This is a genomic window from Metabacillus arenae (assembly GCF_014773385.1).
GTDB classification, from domain to species: domain Bacteria; phylum Bacillota; class Bacilli; order Bacillales; family Bacillaceae; genus Metabacillus_D; species Metabacillus_D arenae.
In genome coordinates this window covers 116946-136252 of sequence record NZ_JACXAI010000011.1, presented here as the reverse complement: position 1 = coordinate 136252, position 19307 = coordinate 116946, and the positions used below count along the sequence as shown (strand labels likewise).

At 39.0% G+C, this 19307-nt stretch carries 17 protein-coding genes; 16 read left to right on the top strand and 1 reads right to left on the bottom strand.

Going from position 1 to position 19307, the window contains the following annotated elements; genetic code table 11:
- Window positions 1-3 precede the first annotated feature (3 nt).
- The 9 genes from IC621_RS10680 (at window position 4) to IC621_RS10640 (ending at window position 10814) form a co-directional block, all read left to right on the top strand.
- On the top strand, window positions 4-1317 hold the full coding sequence (locus IC621_RS10680) for an ABC transporter substrate-binding protein (RefSeq protein ID WP_191158282.1): 1314 nt from the start codon (window positions 4-6) through the stop codon (window positions 1315-1317).
- 113 nt (window positions 1318-1430) lie between these two features.
- Entirely contained in the window at window positions 1431-2741 is a 1311-nt protein-coding gene (locus IC621_RS10675) for a carbohydrate ABC transporter permease (RefSeq protein WP_191158323.1), read from the top strand.
- Window positions 2742-2755: 14 nt separating this feature from the next.
- Window positions 2756-3583: a carbohydrate ABC transporter permease gene (locus IC621_RS10670; protein WP_191158281.1), complete on the top strand. Its 828-nt coding sequence runs from the start codon at window positions 2756-2758 to the stop codon at window positions 3581-3583.
- Window positions 3584-3914: 331 nt separating this feature from the next.
- Window positions 3915-4949: a LacI family DNA-binding transcriptional regulator gene (locus tag IC621_RS10665; RefSeq protein ID WP_191158280.1), complete on the top strand. Its 1035-nt coding sequence runs from the start codon at window positions 3915-3917 to the stop codon at window positions 4947-4949.
- Between the two features lie 513 nt (window positions 4950-5462).
- Window positions 5463-6740, top strand: a complete 1278-nt coding sequence (locus tag IC621_RS10660) for an ABC transporter substrate-binding protein (RefSeq protein WP_191158279.1) — start codon at window positions 5463-5465, stop codon at window positions 6738-6740.
- Window positions 6741-6837: 97 nt separating this feature from the next.
- Window positions 6838-7764 (top strand): carbohydrate ABC transporter permease, encoded by a 927-nt coding sequence (locus tag IC621_RS10655; RefSeq protein ID WP_191158278.1) that lies wholly within the window; start codon window positions 6838-6840, stop codon window positions 7762-7764.
- Entirely contained in the window at window positions 7764-8594 is an 831-nt protein-coding gene (locus IC621_RS10650; protein ID WP_191158277.1) for a carbohydrate ABC transporter permease, read from the top strand. The genes IC621_RS10655 and IC621_RS10650 overlap by 1 nt, the downstream gene beginning before the upstream one ends.
- Before the next feature lie 43 nt (window positions 8595-8637).
- Complete coding sequence (gene melA, locus IC621_RS10645; RefSeq protein WP_191158276.1) at window positions 8638-9957, top strand: alpha-glucosidase/alpha-galactosidase; 1320 nt, start codon at window positions 8638-8640, stop codon at window positions 9955-9957.
- A gap of 242 nt (window positions 9958-10199) precedes the next feature.
- Complete coding sequence (locus IC621_RS10640; RefSeq protein ID WP_191158275.1) at window positions 10200-10814, top strand: nitroreductase family protein; 615 nt, start codon at window positions 10200-10202, stop codon at window positions 10812-10814.
- 143 nt (window positions 10815-10957) lie between these two features.
- Here IC621_RS10640 and yhfH read toward each other — a convergent pair whose 3' ends face one another.
- Window positions 10958-11092, bottom strand: a complete 135-nt coding sequence (gene yhfH / locus IC621_RS10635) for a protein YhfH (RefSeq protein WP_191158274.1) — start codon at window positions 11090-11092, stop codon at window positions 10958-10960.
- Between the two features lie 160 nt (window positions 11093-11252).
- Here yhfH and IC621_RS10630 point away from each other — a divergent pair, with 160 nt between their 5' ends.
- The 7 genes from IC621_RS10630 to IC621_RS10600 all read left to right on the top strand — a co-directional run bounded on the left by IC621_RS10630 (window position 11253) and on the right by IC621_RS10600 (window position 19178).
- Entirely contained in the window at window positions 11253-11987 is a 735-nt protein-coding gene (locus IC621_RS10630; protein ID WP_191158273.1) for an MBL fold metallo-hydrolase, read from the top strand.
- 11 nt (window positions 11988-11998) lie between these two features.
- Window positions 11999-12988 carry a lipoate--protein ligase gene (locus IC621_RS10625; RefSeq protein WP_191158272.1) on the top strand — a complete coding sequence of 330 codons (990 nt, stop codon included), beginning with the start codon at window positions 11999-12001 and terminating at the stop codon, window positions 12986-12988.
- An 865-nt stretch (window positions 12989-13853) separates the two neighbouring features.
- Entirely contained in the window at window positions 13854-15413 is a 1560-nt protein-coding gene (locus IC621_RS10620) for a fatty acid--CoA ligase family protein (protein WP_191158271.1), read from the top strand.
- Window positions 15414-15421: 8 nt separating this feature from the next.
- Window positions 15422-16198 carry an enoyl-CoA hydratase-related protein gene (locus tag IC621_RS10615; protein ID WP_191158270.1) on the top strand — a complete coding sequence of 259 codons (777 nt, stop codon included), beginning with the start codon at window positions 15422-15424 and terminating at the stop codon, window positions 16196-16198.
- Between the two features lie 180 nt (window positions 16199-16378).
- Complete coding sequence (locus tag IC621_RS10610; protein WP_191158269.1) at window positions 16379-17365, top strand: ABC transporter substrate-binding protein; 987 nt, start codon at window positions 16379-16381, stop codon at window positions 17363-17365.
- A 24-nt stretch (window positions 17366-17389) separates the two neighbouring features.
- Window positions 17390-18409: an ABC transporter permease gene (locus IC621_RS10605; protein WP_191158268.1), complete on the top strand. Its 1020-nt coding sequence runs from the start codon at window positions 17390-17392 to the stop codon at window positions 18407-18409.
- The gene (locus IC621_RS10600) at window positions 18384-19178 is read left to right on the top strand and encodes an ABC transporter ATP-binding protein (protein WP_191158267.1); all 795 of its coding nucleotides are present in this window, start codon (window positions 18384-18386) and stop codon (window positions 19176-19178) included. Before IC621_RS10605 ends, IC621_RS10600 begins: the two co-directional genes overlap by 26 nt.
- Window positions 19179-19307 lie beyond the last annotated feature (129 nt).

The window sequence follows — 19307 nt, the reverse complement described above, 5'->3', positions numbered from 1 at the left end:
CAGATGAAAAAAATGGGTAAATTTTTGACTGTTATTTTTGCGGTTATTCTAGTCCTGGCAGGTTGTTCTGGCGGGGGGAGCTCTCAAACCTCAAGCGAAGGAAACGAAGGCGAAGCAAAAGAAGAAAAATCTAATGAGCCAGTAAAATTAGTATATGCATACGGAAAAGACTCAACCCAAGCTACTGCTAAATTAATTGAGGCATTTAACAAAAAAAATCCGAATATCCAAGTTGAAGGTCGTGAAATGCCTTCTGATACAGGTGCACAGCACGATGCATATGTCACAATGTTGAATGCGGAGTCATCTGAAATCGATATTTTTGAGTTAGATGTTATTTGGCCGGCTGAATTTGCACAAGCTGGCTATCTATTAGAGTTAGATCGCTTTATCGAAAGAGATGGTATTGATTTAAATTCTTATAACCAAGGTGCTCTATCTGCGGCGAGCTTTAACGGAAAACAGTGGGCTATTCCGAGATTTATTGATGCAGGTATGCTTTTCTACCGCAGTGACATCATTTCTGAAGATCAAGTACCTAAGACATGGGATGATTTATTAAAGGCTGCTAAGGAAAACAAAGGGAAAGAAAGCACTCAGTTCGGTTATTTAATGCAAGCTAAGCAGTATGAAGGACTTGTAACAAACGCTGTTGAATTCATTGCTTCTTACGGTGGAAAAATCCTTGATGAAAATGGGGAAGTCGCTGTAAACAGTCCTGAGACAGTAAAAGGTTTAAGCAAGCTTGTGGAGATTGCCACCTCTGACGTTGTACCTGGTAACATCACGACATTTACTGAAACTGAATCACATACATCCTTTATTGAAGGACAATCTGCATTTATCCGAAACTGGCCATACCAATGGAATCTTGCAAACGATCCAGAACAATCGAAAATTGTTGACAAAGTAGGTGTAGCACCGCTTCCAGCCGGTGATGCAGGTTCTGCAGCCGCTCTTGGCGGATGGATGTCAGGGATTAATAAATATTCTGAACATCCAAAGGAAGCATGGGAGTTTTTAAAATTCTTAACAGGTCCTGAAGGTCAAAAAATTGCAGCCATTTATGGTGGTTCAGCCCCAACTTTACCAGAGCTATTTGAAGATAAAGAGGTTCTTGAGGCAAACCCATTCTTTGCTGAAGAAGGTTTCCAAAAAGCATTAGAGGGAGCTGTATCACGTCCTGTAGCTCCTAACTATCCTGAAGTAACTGAAATTTTACAAATTAATGTTTCTAAAGCTATTGCTGGTGAAATTACCCCAGAGGAAGCAGCAAAGGCCATGGAAGAAGAAATGAAAGCTGTCATGAGCAACTAATTTTTACAAAGGAAGAAAGTGAAGCCTTCAACTAGTTTAACTAGCCCCGAAGGCTTTCCTTTTAAATAGGTCTCCACTCTGATTAAATGTATTGGGAGGGAACAGACGTGTCTATGAAAAAAAAGCCGGTTAATCGCAGCAAATTAAAAGAACGGCGTCTCGCATATTTTCTGATTGCACCTTCACTTGTTCTTATTTTAGCCATTGCAATCTGGCCGGTTATACAGTCGTTTTATTTTAGCTTATTCGATTATCAGTTAAATGATCCAAGAAAATCCTCTATTCATATGGACCATAGCCTGGATTTAGGTCGCTATTTAAACAGCTATCCTTTCCTAGTATCAGCTCTGGAAAATGAAAAGGAAGGACTAGACTCGGAAGGTGATGCTTCCATTGATGAAATCATTTCCAGCTTAAAAAAGGTAGATGGTGAGATTCGAGAAAATTACGGAGAGCGTTATGAGAAGATTGATGAAATGCTGTTTAACTTTGAGAAACCAAGTGATGACTTGAAAATGGTGAATCTGAATGGTGAAACAGCAGATGAGCTTGATCATACTTTGAACGATGTCGCTAAGGAAGTCAAAGTTCTTTCGGAATCGGCTGAATTAAATCAGGAGAAAAAAATCAATGGTTTAACTGATAATCTTAGTGAATCTGTCGTTACACCCAATTTTATTGGATTTGATCATTACGCAAAAAATTTAACGAGCTCACGGATGTGGACAGCCCTTTTTAATACATCGGTGTTTACCTTTATTTCAGTTGCTGTAGAGCTTGTCCTAGGTTTAGCTATCGCGATATTAATAAATAAAGCATTTTTTGGAAGAGGATTAGTAAGAGCCTCTATTTTAGTTCCGTGGGCGATTCCTACAGCTGTATCCGCACTTATGTGGAAATTTTTATATGATGGGCAAAATGGTATTGTAGCAAAATATTTTGAAGACCTTGGGTTAGTCTCACAAATGGGTGATTTATTAACAACGGGTGCAGGGGCAATGTTCTCGGTCATTTTTTCAGACATTTGGAAAACGACTCCGTACATGGCGCTTCTATTATTAGCAGGTTTGCAAACGATCCCAAGCAGTCTTTATGAAGCTGCATCGATTGACGGAGCAGGAAAATGGAAGCAATTTGTGTCTATCACTCTGCCATTGCTCAAATCTAGTATTCTTGTAGCCCTACTGTTTAGAACTTTGGATGCATTCCGTGTATTTGACCTGATCTACGTCTTGACAGGCGGCGGACCGGCAAATTCTACAGAAACGATATCGATTCTCGCATATAAAGTCATGTTCTCGCAAACAAATTTTGGAGAGGGTTCAGCACTTGCTGTTATCGTCTTTGTGTGCGTTGCTATTATCTCTGGCATTTTTATCAAACTATTAGGCGCAGATTTAATTTCAGATGATGCGAAGAGATAGGGGAGGAGAAGGCATTGAATAAAAAAGCAGGCCCATTCTTTTATGTATTTCTAATCGTGTTTGTGTTTTTCGTCATGTTCCCATTTTTGTGGATATTACTGGCTTCTGTAAAGCCGCTGTCTGAACTGTTTGGAGAAAAGGCTTTCACTTGGTTTACAAGTAATCCAACTTTTTCTTATTATGTTTCTGTCTTTACTGATTATCCATTTCTGAGATATTTATGGAATTCGACTGTAGTAGCGACGATAACGACAGTTTATACCGTTTTTATAGCAGCCTTTGCAGCGTATGCAATTGCCCGGATGCAGTTTAGAGGGAAGGCATGGATTCTAGGACTTGTTCTGTCTGTATCCATGTTTCCGCAGATCGCAACCATATCACCAATTTATATTTTCTTGAAAAATGTCGGCTTGACGAACAGCTACTTAGGATTAATTATTCCCTATACGACATTTGCCTTGCCTTTATCGATCTGGTTGTTAGTGACATTCTTTAGAAAAATACCATTTGATCTTGAAGAGGCAGCCAAGATTGATGGGGCATCCATTATGCAAACGTATTTTAAAGTGATTTTACCGCTTGCTATTCCAGGAATATTCACAACCGCCATCTTAGTCTTTATAGCAGCATGGAATGAATTTCTGTTTGCACTTACAATCAATACAGCAGAAGCATACAAAACGGTTCCAGTCGGCATTGCGATGTTCAGGGGACAGTATACGATTCCATGGGGAGAGATTTCAGCCGCAACAGTCATTGTAACGATCCCTTTAGTCATAATGGTTCTACTATTCCAGCGAAGAATTGTATCAGGACTTACTTCAGGATCAGTAAAAGAATAAGGATATAACAACAAAAACAGCCGGAGGGCTGTTTTTGTTTTTGGGTTAGAATTCTAAGTTTGATATGGACTTAATATTTTAGTAAATTATTTGATAAATCATAAATTTACTTGAAATATATTGTGTGGTATTTAGTAAAAATTCACTAAAGTAATCAACAATGCTTTTTAATAATAAACAATGTAATAGAGGTAGATAAATTATTTGAATTTTAAAAAACAATTGAAAGCGCTTAAAAATTCTGTTAATCTATAAATACATAAAGTAAATATTTAGTGAAAATACGTGACTTCCCTTTGAATCCATTAAATATAGTTGTGAGGTAATGAAAATGACAACGATAAAAGAAATAGCAGCACATGCGAAAGTTTCAAGCGCGACGGTATCAAGAGTATTAAACAATGATCCTACCATTTCGGTAACAGCTGAAACACGAGATCGAATTTTAGAGATTTCAAAGGAACTAGGTTATAAAACGGTGAGAAAGCGAAAGACTGAACAAAAGCTTTCAAGAGCAACTAGTCCTAGAGTCGGCATGTTTTTAGCCCATACGCTTGAGGAAGAAGAGGACGACATAAATGATCCTTATTTTACAGGCATTAGACTTGGTATTGAAAGTGAGTGTCTCAATCAGGGGATCTACTCGAATAAGATTATTCGATTGTCAGATGATCTCCAAGACCAGATCATTGATGATATTGATGGATTGATTGTAATCGGTGTTTTAAGCCCCAGCTTATTAAATCTAGTAACCAATTGTTTGGAGCATGTTGTATTTGTCAACCATTCACCAGATGAGAATAAGTATGATTCCGTTATATCTGATTTTGAAAAAGCGACGACTAGTGCGTTAATGCATTTGTTAAATCAAGGGTATAAAGAAATAGGCTACATTGGAGGACAGGAAAGAGAACAAATAACAAAGGAAATTGTGGAAGATAAGCGTCATACGACCTTTGTAGATTTGATGACATCGATGGGGCTTTATCGAGAAGATCATGTATTTGTTGGAGAGTTTTCAATGACACATGGATATGAACTAATGAAGGACGCTATCAAAAAGGGGAATCTTCCGGAAGCCTTTTTTATCGCGAGTGATTCGATGTCAATCGGGGCGATGCGTGCTTTACAAGAGGCAGGCTTGAGAGTTCCTGAAGATATAGCGATTGCTAGCTTTAATGACGTTCAAATGGCGAAATTTGCGAGTACACCCTTGACTTCTGTAAAAGTATATACCGAGCAAATGGGGCGTATAGGTGTTCAACTCCTTCTCGACCGAATTTCCGGGAGGGAAATTCCGTTAAAAGTAACAATCCCTACTAAATTAAACGTACGTGAAAGCTCTGGTGGGAAAAAGGAAGAGTAAGAACGAAAAGCCCAGGGGCGCTAGTCCTTCGGGGACAAGCATTCGGGCGTGCCGGCAGAAAGGTTGTTCTTTAACCTTTTTGACGGTTGGCTTATGACCTAAGGGCCGATGGCGCCTGGAGCTAGACCATGATAACTAACATTAATGCGTTAATACTTTATTCTACTTAAACTTTCTGAAACCACAAGAAGAATGAACCTTAAAGGAGGTGGTGGCTTTCGTAAACGGAAAAATAGATATTAGTAACCAGCGGGAGAACGTTTCATGAAAAAAGAGATCAAAAAGTCAAAGAGCTCCTAAAAATCAATTTTGGCAGAATTGATTTTTAAAAATTAGTTCCTATGACTCTTCAATCTCTTAGCTTCCCTTATTTAAAAGGGAAGAGGTCTAGATGTAAATTATAAAATAAGTTTCAATTTATTGCAAAATAATGATATTTACTGACATGGCTTTGCATCAGAAAGGGACTGTAAATTTCACTCCACACGTAAATCAGGATTAGGGGGAAGTATTATGAAGAAATTATTTAGTATGTTCCTATTTGTTATCGCTTTCACAGTAATTACAGCAGGTTGTTCAAGAGCAGGGTCAAATGAAAGTGCATCAAATGAAACGAAAAACGATGGAAAAGTGAACTTATCCTTATTCTTGACCTTGGGAAATGAGGGTGAGAAAAAGGCAATTGAAGGTCTTGTTGAAAAGTTTGAAGAGGAAAATCCTACTATTGATATACAAGTAAACCTTCCTGGTGCGGGGTATGAAGATATGCTCCGTGTCAAAATGGCAGCGAACGATATGCCGGATTTATTTGATACACATGGCTGGTCACAGCTGCGTTATGGAGAATATGTAGCCGATCAAAAAGATATGGATTGGGTGCAGCACCTTGATCCAGCGTTAGATCAAATACTTAAAGATAAAGATGGAAAAGTATATGCCTTCCCGATTAACCAAGCTAAAGATGGAATTAGTTATAATGTCAACATTTTAGAAAAGTATGGTATTAAAGCACCGAAAACATTGGACGAGTTTATGACGGCTTTAGAAACAGTTAAAGAAAAAAGTAAAGGTGAAGTAACACCTTTATGGATTCCAGGTGGAGAGAACGGAAATATTGCTCAAATTTTTGATGAACTTGCTACACCATTATTGATTACAGATGAAGAAAACAGCTATGGAGATCAGCTACTGGATGGTTCGTTTGATTGGTCAAAATACACACCTCTTCCTGAAAAAATAAAGGAAATGCAAGAAAAAGGCTTAATCAATGAAGATGTATTAACAGCGAAGCCTCAACAAGCGACAGAGCTGATGGCACAAGACAAAATTGCGTTTACGTTCGTAGCGGGTTCTCTTGGACCGGACGCTACAGAATTAAACCCGGAAGTAAAGGTAGGTACGATGCCAGTTCCAGCTATTCATGAAGGAGATAAACAAAGCTGGATTGGCGGGGAGCGATATACGATTGCACTTTGGAAAGATACAAAGCACCCTGAAGAAGCAAAAGCTTTTATCGAATTCATGGCCCAGCCTGAAAATGTTGAAATTATGGCAAAAGCTACCTCGGCACCAGATCCGTTAACAAATGTTGATGCTGAAAACTATTTCTCTGAGTTCTACAAAGAGTATGAGGATATTAAGGTTGAACCATATTTTGACCGTGTATACTTACCAAGTGGAATGTGGGCTGTAATGTCAACAACCGGACAAGAATTATTATCAGGTGCATTAACACCTGAACAACTTTCGAAAAAAATGGGAGAAGAGTATACACGTTTAAGAAGTCAGTAACTTAACGGTAAGACTAGGTTCATTCATATGGGGAGCAAAGTTGATATTCGCTCCTCTGTATAAAATAAACCTAACGTCTAAATAAGGAGTGGGATTTATGAGCGAGTTGGTCACAAAAACTGAGCATTCAGTGACGAAAAAGCCACAAAAGCTCAAACTAAAAAAGGAATCATCTCTATGGTGGATGTACCTTCCAAGTTTTGTTGTCGTTTTTCTGTTTATACTATATCCTTTTTTCAATGGTATTCAACTATCCTTTACAAACTGGAACGGTTTTTCACAGGATTATGATTGGATAGGTTTCGCGCAATACGAGCGATTGTTTACTGATTCTACAACCTGGCTCGTAGTAAAGAATACACTGCTTTATGGAATCGGCAGTACGGTCCTTCAAAACGTGATCGGCTTATTATATGCATTACTTTTAAACCAAAGCATTAAACTGAAAGCCGTTACACGTACTGTCATTTATTTACCAGTTATCATTAGCCCGCTGATTATGGGATACATTTGGTACTTTTTCTTCGCCTTCCAAGGCGGGGCGCTGAATGATGTATTGCAGCTTTTTGGATTTGAAAAAATGAATGCATTAGGAAATTCGGAGCTGAATACGTGGATTATCGTGTTCGTCAATACGTATCAATATGTCGGAATCGCGATGATCATCTATCTAGCAGGATTACAAAGTATCTCAAGAGATTTCTATGAAGCAGCACAAATTGATGGGGCATCAGCATTTCAACAATTTAAAAACATTACACTCCCTCTGTTAATGCCGTCGATTACTATTAATATGGTCCTCAATATTATTGGAGGCTTGAAATTATTTGATGTAATTGTTGCTTTAACAGGTGGAGGCCCTGGGAATGCATCTCAATCAATGTCAACGTTTATGTATGACCTATACTTTAAGAGGCAGGATGCAGGCTATGCGGCAACTCAAGGTGTTTTTATGGCAGTCATCATCCTGATCTTAAGCTTATCCGTTCTCGTTTACTTTAAACGAAAAGAGGTTGAAGCATAATGGAACGTCGTAAAAAGTTGTCCAAATATTTGTTAACAGGTGTATCGTTGCTCGTTTTACTTTTCCATATCATTCCCTTCTATATAATGGTTACAACAGCTTTAAAAGCGAAGGGTGATTTTAGTTCAAAATGGGTTTTTCCAACTGAAGTGTCTTTGCAAAACTTCACAGAAGCATGGGAAGCCGCTAGTTTAGGCTCATCATTTTTTAATACGACCATCATCACCGTGTTTTCGGCAATTCTATTAATTGTTTTTGGATCATTGGCTGCCTATCCAATGGCGAGGCGCCAAACAAGTTTAAATAAATTTGTTTATTTCTTGTTTATTGCGATCATGATTATCCCGCCGTTAACAGCTTTAGTTCCTTTATACAAAATGGTTGTCAATATCGGCATGATGAATACGTATGATGTGGCGATTTATAACAATGTTGCCGCTTATATGCCGCTAACCATCTTTTTGTATGCAGGGTTTATTCGGTCGACCATTCCGAAAGAATTAGAAGAAGCGGCAAAAATTGATGGAGCTAGTACAATAGGAACCTTTTTCAGGATCGTGTTCCCATTACTGAAGCCGGTTACTGCTACAGTTCTCATCATTTCTTGTGTGTTCATTTGGAATGATTATCAATTTGCGATCTTCTTCTTACAGGATAAGTCGATGCACACAATCACTGTTTCATTAGCCAGCTTCTTTGGTGCAAACCAAAACAACCTTAACTTAGTGGCTGCGGCTGCTCTCATGGCAATGTTACCAATGACTATTTTATTCCTATTTCTTCAAAAATACTTTATCGCAGGCTTATCATCTGGCTCTGTTAAAGGATAATATTGTTTAGCCCAACAAAAAGTACCAGGAAGGAAGTTTAATTATGCCAAAAATCACTTTTATCGGTGCAGGAAGCACTGTCTTTGCAAAAAATGTACTAGGAGATTGTATGTTTGTTCCAGCGTTAGCAGGGTTTGAATTTGCTCTTTTCGATATTGATGAACAGCGTCTAAAAGATTCAGAGAATATGCTGAATAATTTAAAAAATAACTACAAGAGCCCTGTCACGATTAAATCGTATGATAACCGAAAAGAAGCGCTTCGCGGTGCGAAATATGTGATCAATGCAATCCAGGTTGGCGGGTATAAACCAAGTACAGTAATAGATTTTGAGATTCCTAAAAAATACGGACTGCAGCAAACGATTGCTGATACGATTGGTATCGGAGGAATATTCAGATCACTTCGGACAATTCCAGTTATGCTGGATTTTGCAAAGGATATGGAAGAAGTTTGTCCGGATGCGCTTTTCTTAAATTACACAAATCCGATGGCAAGTTTAACTGGGGCAATGCTTCGTTATACAAATGTGAAAACCATTGGGTTATGCCATAGTGTACAAGTTTGCACTGAGCATCTGTTTAAAGATTTAGAAATGGACCATGAAGGTATTGAGGAACGGATCGCTGGTATTAACCATATGGCATGGTTATTAGAGGTCAAACGTGATGGCAAGGATTTATATCCAGAAATCAAACGACGTGCAAAGGAAAAACAAAAAACAAAGCATGAAGATATGGTTCGCTACGAATTAATGGATAAGTTCGGCTACTATGTCACAGAGTCTTCTGAGCATAATGCAGAGTACCATCCATATTTTATCAAGAGCAAGTATCCTGAGCTGATTGAAAAATTCAACATCCCGCTTGATGAATATCCGCGTCGTTGTGTTAAACAAATTGAAGATTGGGTGTCCATGAGAGAAGAAATGGTGAACAACAGCCAGCTTGCACATACTCGTTCACATGAATACGGCTCAAGAATAATTGAAGCTATGGAAACAAATGTGCCGTTTAAATTTGGCGGGAATGTACTAAATACAGGCCGGTTGATTAGTAATCTACCAGAAAACGCGGTGGTTGAAGTACCATGTGTTGTAGATCGCAATGGAATTATGCCTGCTTATATCGGGGATCTGCCCGAACAATTAGCCGCACTTAACAGAACAAATATTAATACACAGCTATTAACAATCGAAGCTGCTATTTCTGGAAAAAGAGAGCATGTGTATCAGGCAGCAATGCTGGATCCGCATACAAGTGCCGAGCTGTCAATGGACGACATCATCGCAATGTGTGACGATTTAATTGAAGCGCATGGGCATTTGCTGCCTCAGTTTACAGGTGAAAAAGTAGGAGTTTAACTCCAATTCACAAGAAGTGACTGTCCCTCACCACTTTACAAGGATAAGGGACAGTCACTAAACGATCTTCGATCCCCTTACAATATCTACAGTTAAAACTTCCATCCCGATTAACAAATCAAAATCAGGTTTCATTCCCTGGTTACTTCATTTGATTTTTGAGAAGAGATTGATTAATTGGCTCTTAAAACATAAAATGGTACGATTATGTACAGACGTTAATAAAGGAGGTAAAATTTCATATGGAATTTGAAGCCGTTATTTCAAGCAGGAGATCTGTGAAAACTTATAAGAAGGATGTAGTCATCTCTAAAGAGGAATTAGAAGAAATCATTTACTTAGCTTCACTCTCTCCATCAGCATGGAACCTGCAGCAATGGCATTTTCTAATTGTTACAGATGATGAAGAAAAAGAAAGACTAAAGAAGGCGGCATGGGGCCAGCCGAAGGTAAAGGATGCCTCTGCAACAATTGTTGTTCTTGGAGATCTACTAGCTTATGAACGCGCTGAAGAAGTGGCAAATGATTGGATAAGCAAAAACATGTTACCTGAAAATGCGAAGGAACAGTTAATTTCGAATGTTCACTCTTTTTATGAGGATGATCGGACAAAACGTGATGAAGCGGTTAGAGGGGCGTCACTAGCAGCTATGTCTATAATGTATGCAGCTGAAAACAAAGGCTACTCAACTTGTCCTATGATTGGGTTTGATCCTGAAGAGGTTTGTTCGTCCTTTCAAATTCCAGACCATCTCGTTCCAGTGATGATGATGACCATTGGAGTTGGAGAAGATGCTCCTAAAGAACGCGGTTACAGAAGAAGACCTGCAGAAATTATTACTTACAATACGTTTTAATGCAAGTTGTACTTCCCAAAAATAATCACCACATGAAGAGACAATGGTTTACTATGTCTTATTGCCATAACCTATGAAGATCATTACAAAAGAAAAGTGCCAGCCCAATATAACTGACAAAGGGCTAGGCACTTTTATTAGTTTTAAAGATCCGAAATATTGATACATTTATTACATGTATTTCCGTAGCACTCATGCTGCTCTTCCATTTCTGCACCACATTCCATACATTTTTTATGAGGTAAATTTCTGAAAAATTCTGTAATTTTAGCTAACATTGATATCCCCTCCACATTGTTGTTACTCATATTGTATTATAACAGGTGTTGATTGGTCAACACTGTTTTGTAACAAAAATCGTTTAAAATGCTTTTTTTTATAAAAATGGGTATATTGTATTAAGAGGTAAAAATCGAATTGAAGCAGGTGAATGCTGGCATGAAAGTAACTGTAGTAGGCTACTGGGGCGGGTTCCCAGGAAAAAATGAAGCCACATCGGGATATTTATTTGAAAGCGGTGGCTATCATCTTTTAGTTGATTGTGGAAGTGCTGTATTATCACAGCTTCAAAACTATATTGAGCCAGAAAAGCTTGACGCCGTCATTTTGTCTCATGATCACCATGACCATACAGCAGATATTGGACCTTTGCAATTTGCAAGGCTGATTGCAACTTATTTAGGTAAATCAACGACCCAGCTGCCGATTTATGCTCATCAAAACAGCGGGCTGCTTACAGAGTTAACTTATAAACAAGCGACAGTTGGTCACACTTATTATCCTGCAAAATCTTTGCAAATCGGCCCTTTTCAAATTACGTTTCTACTTACGAAACACCCAGTCGAGTGCTATGCAATGAGGATATCAGATGGAAAACATACGATTGTTTATACAGCGGATTCAAGCTATAAAGAAGAATTTGTGCCATTTACAAAAGGTGCTGACTTGTTACTATGTGAGTGTAATTTTTATGGAGATCAAGATGGATCAAGTGCCGGTCATATGAATAGTGTAAACGCTGCTACTATTGCCCAAAAAGCAGGAGCCGGCCAACTAATTTTGACTCATCTGCCTCATTATGGAGACATCAATCAATTAGTGACAGAAGCCGGCGAAATTTTTAAAGGATCTATCCAGTTAGCTCAATCAGGACTGACTTGGGGCAAGGAATAGGAGAGAAATGCATGTTATTTATTGATAATGAAAAAGTTACTGACCCAAGGGTCAATTTGGCGATTGAGGAATATTGTTTGAAATATTTAGATCCAAAGCAAACCTACTTGTTATTTTATGTAAATGAGCCTTCCATTATTATCGGAAAAAACCAGAACACGATGGAAGAAATTAATACGAGCTATGTGGAAGAAAACGGCATACATGTTGTTAGAAGGCTATCAGGGGGCGGAGCGGTTTATCATGATTTAGGTAATCTGAACTTTAGCTTTATTACAAAGGATGATGGGGATAGCTTCCATAACTTCAGAAAGTTTACCGAGCCGGTTGTCCAGGCTTTGCAAAAATTAGGGGTCAATGCAGAGCTAAAAGGTCGAAATGATTTGCTCGCAGAAGGCCGAAAAATCTCTGGAAATGCTCAATTCTCTACCCGCGGACGCATGTTCAGCCACGGAACTCTACTATTTGATTCAGAGATGGAGAATGTTGTTTCCGCTTTGAGAGTCAGAAAAGAAAAAATCGAATCAAAAGGAATTAAATCAATCCGCAGCAGAGTAGCGAACATAACCGAATTTTTAAAAGAGCCAATCTCTATAGAGAAATTCAAAGAAATGTTATTAAATTATATCTTTGATACAAATGGAGAAATCCCCCAATACAAATTAACAGAGGAAGATTGGAAAAAAATAAACGAAATCTCCAAAGAGCGCTATCAAAGTTGGGATTGGAACTACGGGAAATCCCCAACTTTCAACTATCAGCATAACAACCGCTTCCCAGTTGGCCAAATCGATGTCAGAATGGAAGTGAAAAAGGGGCTGATAGAAAACTGCAAAATTTACGGAGATTTCTTCGGGGCAGGAGATGTTTCCGAAGTAGAAGACAAATTAATCGGAACACGTTACGAAAAAGCAGCCATAACGCAAGCTTTGGCTGGCGTGAATTTCAAACATTACTTCGGAAATATAGAAAAAGAAGAATTTCTCAATATGCTTTATTAATAGCTTAGACCTTGTGTCTGGGCTTTTTTGGCATATCTCCCATAGACCCGATTTCGCTCAAAGTCAGCTACAAATCGCGCTAGTACATAGAAATTCACTCATAGAAGAGGAGGTTTCGCGCATAAAGAAGAGTATAACGCTCATAGACCCGGTATCGCTCATAGCCAGCTCCAAATCGCGCATAGGCCGAAGAAATTCACTCATAGAAAGAGGTATTTCGCGCATAGAAAAGGGTAAAACGCTCATAGACCCGGTATCGCTCATAGCCAGCTCCAAATCGCGGATTGGCCGAAGTAATTCGCTCATAGAAAGAGGTATTTCGCGCATAGAAAAGGGTAAAACGCTCATAGACCCGGTATCGCTCATAGCCAGCTCCAAATCGCGCATAGGCCGAAGAAATTCGCTCATAGAAAGAGGTATTTCGCGCATAGAAAAGGGTAAAGCGCTCATAGACCCGGTATCGCTCATAGCCAGCTACAAATCGCGCATAGGCCGAAGTAATTCGCTCATAGAAAGAGGAATTTCGCGCATAGAAAAGGGTAAAGCGCTCATAGACCCGGTATCGCTCATAGCCAGCCCCAAATCGCGCATAGACCGAAGAAATTCGCTCATAGAAAGATAGATTTAACGCATAGAGAATCTCATAGGATTCAATTTCGCCCTAAGATCCGCATTAATCCCAGCATCAGCAAAATATAACAAGTAATATATTTACTCATTGCTAAAAACAATCTATTTTCCAACAAACCATAATAATGGTTGAGAAAAATCTCCATTTTCAATTATAATATAGTTAGAGTTTTTTAAATAATTAAAATGAATGAATAGCCATTCAGTTTTTTGTTGAAGACAAAGGGGTGGGAGAATGAATGTATGTCAAAGATTGTCTGAAATTGCAACTGAGAAACGGGACAAACCTGCCATTTATTATGATGGTGATATGATAAGTTACATTCAGCTGGAAGACGCAGTGACAAGGTTTGCGAGCGGTTTACAGGAGTCAGGGATTAAAAAAGGGGATCATGTTGCATTACTTCTTGGAAACAGTCCATCTTTTGTTATTTCATTGTACGGAGCTTTAAAAGCGGGGGCAACCACAGTACCAATAAATCCGAATTATACGGCAAACGAGATAAGCTATATGCTGAATAAAGGGGATATTAAGGCAGTCATTACACTTGACTTGCTTGTTCCAATGCTTGAGAGAATGCATGGGGACCTTCCAAAATTGGAGACGGTAATCGTTTGTGAAACTCCACCTAGTGATAAAAAGCAGCAGCTTGATGTCTCACAGTATTCGATCTACTCTTTAATGAAACCGTTTTCAAAAATGTTATCTAGTGATTATCAGTCATTCCTTGCACCTGAAATGAGCGAGGAAGATACAGCTATTATTTTGTATACATCGGGTACAACAGGGAAACCAAAAGGGGCGATGCTGTCACACAAAAACTTATTCAGTAATGCAAGTGATGTTGCGAGTTATTTAAAAATGAATGAGTCAGACAAAATCATTACAACTCTGCCGATGTTCCATGTCTTTTGTTTGACGGTTTCATTAAATGCTCCTTTAATGAGTGGAGCAGTGCTTCTTATCTTACCGAAATTTAGTCCAGCAGGAGTTTTTAAAATAGCAAAAGAGTATGAAGCGACGATCTTTGCCGGAGTTCCTACAATGTATAATTTTTTGCTTCAATATGAGAGTGGGAATCCAGCAGATTTGAATTCATTAAGGCTATGTATTTCCGGAGGAGCTTCTATGCCAGTCGCCTTGTTAAAAGGCTTTGAGCAAAAGTTTAAAGTAGTTGTTTCCGAAGGGTACGGTTTGTCAGAAGCTTCGCCAGTTACATGCTTTAATCCGCTTGATCGCTCGAGGAAACCGGGTTCAATTGGGACAAATATCTTAAATGTTGAAAATAAAATAGTTAACGAGCTCGGTGAGGAACTGCCCTCCGGTCATGTTGGTGAATTGATTGTAAAAGGGCCCAATGTAATGAAAGGATATTACAAAATGCCTGAAGAAACCGCCCATACGATTCGTAATGGCTGGCTGTACACAGGAGATTTAGCAAGGAAGGATGAGGAAGGATATTTTTATATTGTTGACCCAAAAAAAGATATGATTCTAGTAGGCGGATATAATGTTTATCCACGTGAAGTTGAAGAGGTTTTATACGATCATGAGGACGTTGTCGAAGCGGTGGTGATTGGAATTCCAGATCCCAATAATGGGGAATCAGTGAAATGCTTTGTTGTTGTGAAGAATCCAGATTTAACAGAGGAGACACTGTTAGCTTATTGTAAAGAGCACCTTGCAAAATACAAGCTTCCCAGCTCAATTGAATTTTTGGAGGAGCTTCCGAAAAATGCGACTGGAAAGATACTCCGCCGTGCACTGAGAAATCAATTTGTTCAAAATCAATAGGAGGGTCTATGGATACTATTTTGCTAGATATAAAAGACCAAGTCGCTACTGTTACCTTGAACAGACCTGACGAGTTAAACTGTTTCAACTACAACACGATTATCGAGCTGGAGGAATGTGTAGAGAATATTCGCATGAACCCAAATGTAGTCATTACTATATTTACAGGAGCGGGCGAAAAAGCATTTAGTGCAGGGGCTGATTTAAAAGAACGAAAATTACTGACCGAAGAAGAGGTTAAAAGAAACCTGTATAAAATTGGAGAGGTGTTTTCTAAAATCGAACAGCTCCCACAGCCGACTATCGCTGCGATTAATGGCTATGCTTTTGGTGGGGGATTGGAGCTTGCACTTTGCTGCGATCTCCGGATTATTGCCGAGGGAACAAGGATTGGTTTGACAGAAACGAGTCTTGCTATTATTCCTGGTGCTGGCGGCACGCAAAGACTCCCCCGTATTATTGGAGAGTCAAAAGCGCTCGAACTAATTTTAACAGCTCGTAAATTAACATCAAAGCAAGCTTTTTCATATGGATTAGCACATGATATTGTTTCCCCTGCTGAATTGATGGAAAAAGCAAGGGAGCTAGCTGATGAAATAAAGAAAAATGGCCCAATCGCTCTGAAGCAGGCAAAGTTCGCGATTAAAAATGGAATGAACACAGATCTGCAAACAGGACTGCAAATCGAACGAAAAGCATATGAGGTTACAATTCCGACGAAGGACCGCAAAGAAGCCCTTCAAGCCTTTTCAGAAAAACGATCACCCCAATTTAAAGGTAAATAATGCTATCAAAATGCCAGACAACCGGATTTCTGGCATTTTTTGGTGTTTCAGTACCAGGTACCATAAATGCTATAAATTTCAAAAAATTAAGAAAACATGTTTTAATTGGTATGATCTTCATGTATAATTTTATGCACAAAAGCGTAAAAGTGAACAAAGAACTAGAGGGGGAAATGCGCGATGAAAAAAGGATGGAAAGCAGGAATATCAGCAGCTCTTGCAGGCTTATTAGTTTTAGCAGGCTGTGGAAATAGTGAGAGTTCTTCAGGAGAATCCTCCGAAAAAACCTATAAAATCGGAGTTACACAATTTGTTGAACACCCATCCCTTGATTCTGCTTATGAGGGCTTTCAACAGGCATTTAAAGATAAGGGGCTTGAGGTGGATTTTAATGTTCAAAATGCGCAAGGAGACCAAAACAACAATCAGACGATTGCAAATAATTTTGTTGGGGACGAAGTAGACCTAATTTTTGCTAACTCAACGCCTAGTGCCTTAAGTTCGTTAAATGCGACAAAGGAGATACCGATTGTGTTTACTTCTGTTACCGACCCTGTTGGTGCAAAGCTAGTTGAAAGCTTGGAGAGCCCAGATGCAAATATAACAGGAACAACAGATTCACACCCAGATGCCATTCCGAATACGATAAAATTTATAGATCAATATGTTGAAGGTAAGAAAGTTGGCATGGTTTATAATTCGGGTGAGCAAAATTCAGTTGCCCAAATTGAGCAAGTGAAAAAAGCAATGGAGGGAACAGATCTCTCTATTGAAGAGGCTTCTGTTTCATCTTCTGCTGAAGTAAAGCAAGCAGCAGAGTCACTTGTAGGAAAAGTAGACTCTCTCTATATTATTACTGATAACACAGTTGTGTCTGCACTCGAATCGGTCATTGGAGTTGCAGAAGAGCATAAAATTCCATTATTTGTCGGGGAACTTGACTCTGTCGCGCGCGGAGGCTTTGCTGCATATGGATTTGATTACTTTGATATTGGCTATGAAGCAGGAGAGCTTGCCGTTCAGATTTTAGAAGAAGGAAAAGACCCTTCTGAATTAGCGGTTCAATACCCACAGAAATTAAAGCTTCAAATCAATAAAAAAGCGGCAGAAGCAATGGGTATTGAATTGCAGGATGATTGGGAAGAAAAAGCGGAATACATTGAGTAGGGAAAAAGAAAAGGGTGAGGAATAATGTTTACAGCACTATTTGGATCAGTTGAATCAGGGCTAATTTATGCCATTATGGCTCTTGGGGTATACCTCTCCTTTCGGATATTAGATTTTCCAGACTTAACGGTGGATGGGAGCTTTGTAACAGGGGCAGCCGTGGCAGCCGTTATGATTGTCAGTGGGTTTAATCCTTTTCTTGCGACAGGAACAGCATTTGTGGCTGGTTTTTTAGCTGGTTCGATAACTGGTCTTCTCCACACAAAAGGGAAAATTAATGCACTTCTTTCGGGAATTTTGATGATGATTGCCCTTTACTCTATAAATCTTAGAATTATGGATAAGCCTAACGTACCTCTCCATGGACAGGAAACGGTTTTTACGATTATGGGAGCTATGTGGGAAAAAACAGGGATAGATCAAGGGATAAACGGTTTCTTTGCAAATATTGGCATGTCTTGGGTTGCTCCAAGTACATGGTTGGTTCTATTCGTGATGTTTTTGTTTATTATTCTATTAAAAGGTATACTGGATTACTTTTTAAAAACTGAGGTTGGCCTTGCTATCCGGGCTGTTGGGGATAACCACCAAATGATTACCAGCTTTTCAGGAAATACGGACACATTAAAGATAGCAGGTTTAGGACTATCTAATGCTTTAGTTTCATTATCCGGTGCCTTCGTTGCACAAACTGGAGGATATGCTGATGTAGGAATGGGGATCGGAATGATTATTATCGGTCTTGCATCCGTCATTATCGGAGAAGCGATTTTAGGTATAAAGACTATTTTTCGGGCCACTCTTGCCGTTATTTTAGGAGCCATCATTTACAGAGTCATTGTTGCCCTGTCCCTTCGAGTTGATTTTCTAGAAACAGGAGATATGAAGTTAATTACAGCTATCATTGTTATTGCTGCGCTAATAATTCCCCAATTATATGAAAAGCAAAAAGAGAAACGAAGAAAGAAATTACGCTTACAAGAAAAAATTACAACGATGAAAGAACGGGGCGATCAAGTTGTTAGAGCTCAATCAGATTTATAAAGTATTTAACGAAGGTACTCCTGATGAAAAAATTGCTTTGAATCAAATTTCCCTGCAAGTTCAGCAAGGTGATTTTGTAACGGTTATAGGCAGTAATGGCGCTGGAAAAAGTACGCTTTTTAATATTATTGCAGGAAGGCTTTTTGCTGATCATGGTTCTGTCACTATTGATGGAACAGATGTTTCCGGATTGCCTGAACATAAACGTTCCAAGTATATTGGCAGAGTGTTTCAAGACCCAATGGCCGGTACTTCTCCTACATTAACAATTGAGGAAAATCTTGCGATTGCATATGCCAGAGTTCAAAGAAGATCGCTAAGGCCAGGAGTGACAGCCAGAAGGCGCTTATTTTTTAAAGCAAAGCTGGAAACGTTAGGGTTAGGATTAGAAAATCGACTTCAGGCAAAGGTTGGGCTTCTGTCTGGTGGAGAAAGGCAAGCATTATCTTTGCTTATGGCAACCTTCACTGATCCTAAAATCCTCCTATTGGATGAACATACTGCAGCTCTTGACCCGTCTCGAGCAGAGCTTGTCACCAATTTAACGAAAACTCTTGTTGAAAATGGGAAATTAACGACGATCATGATCACTCATAATATGCAGCAGGCTGTCGACCTAGGCAATAAGTTAGTCATGATGGATAGCGGTAAAATCATTTATGAAGCAGGAGAAGAGACGAAGAAGAATTTGAAGGTTCAAGATTTACTAAATGAGTTTACGAAAATGAAAACAAACGGGGAACTGTCAGATCGGACGCTGCTCGTATAGTTTTTAAGGGACCAATCAATCATTAAGGCTGCCACATTATGTGGCGGTCTATTCCCATTTGCAGTTCAAGCTGCTTTGACTTCCTGAGGTGTTTATTATCGTTTCAGAAAGTTTAAGCTGATTAAAGTG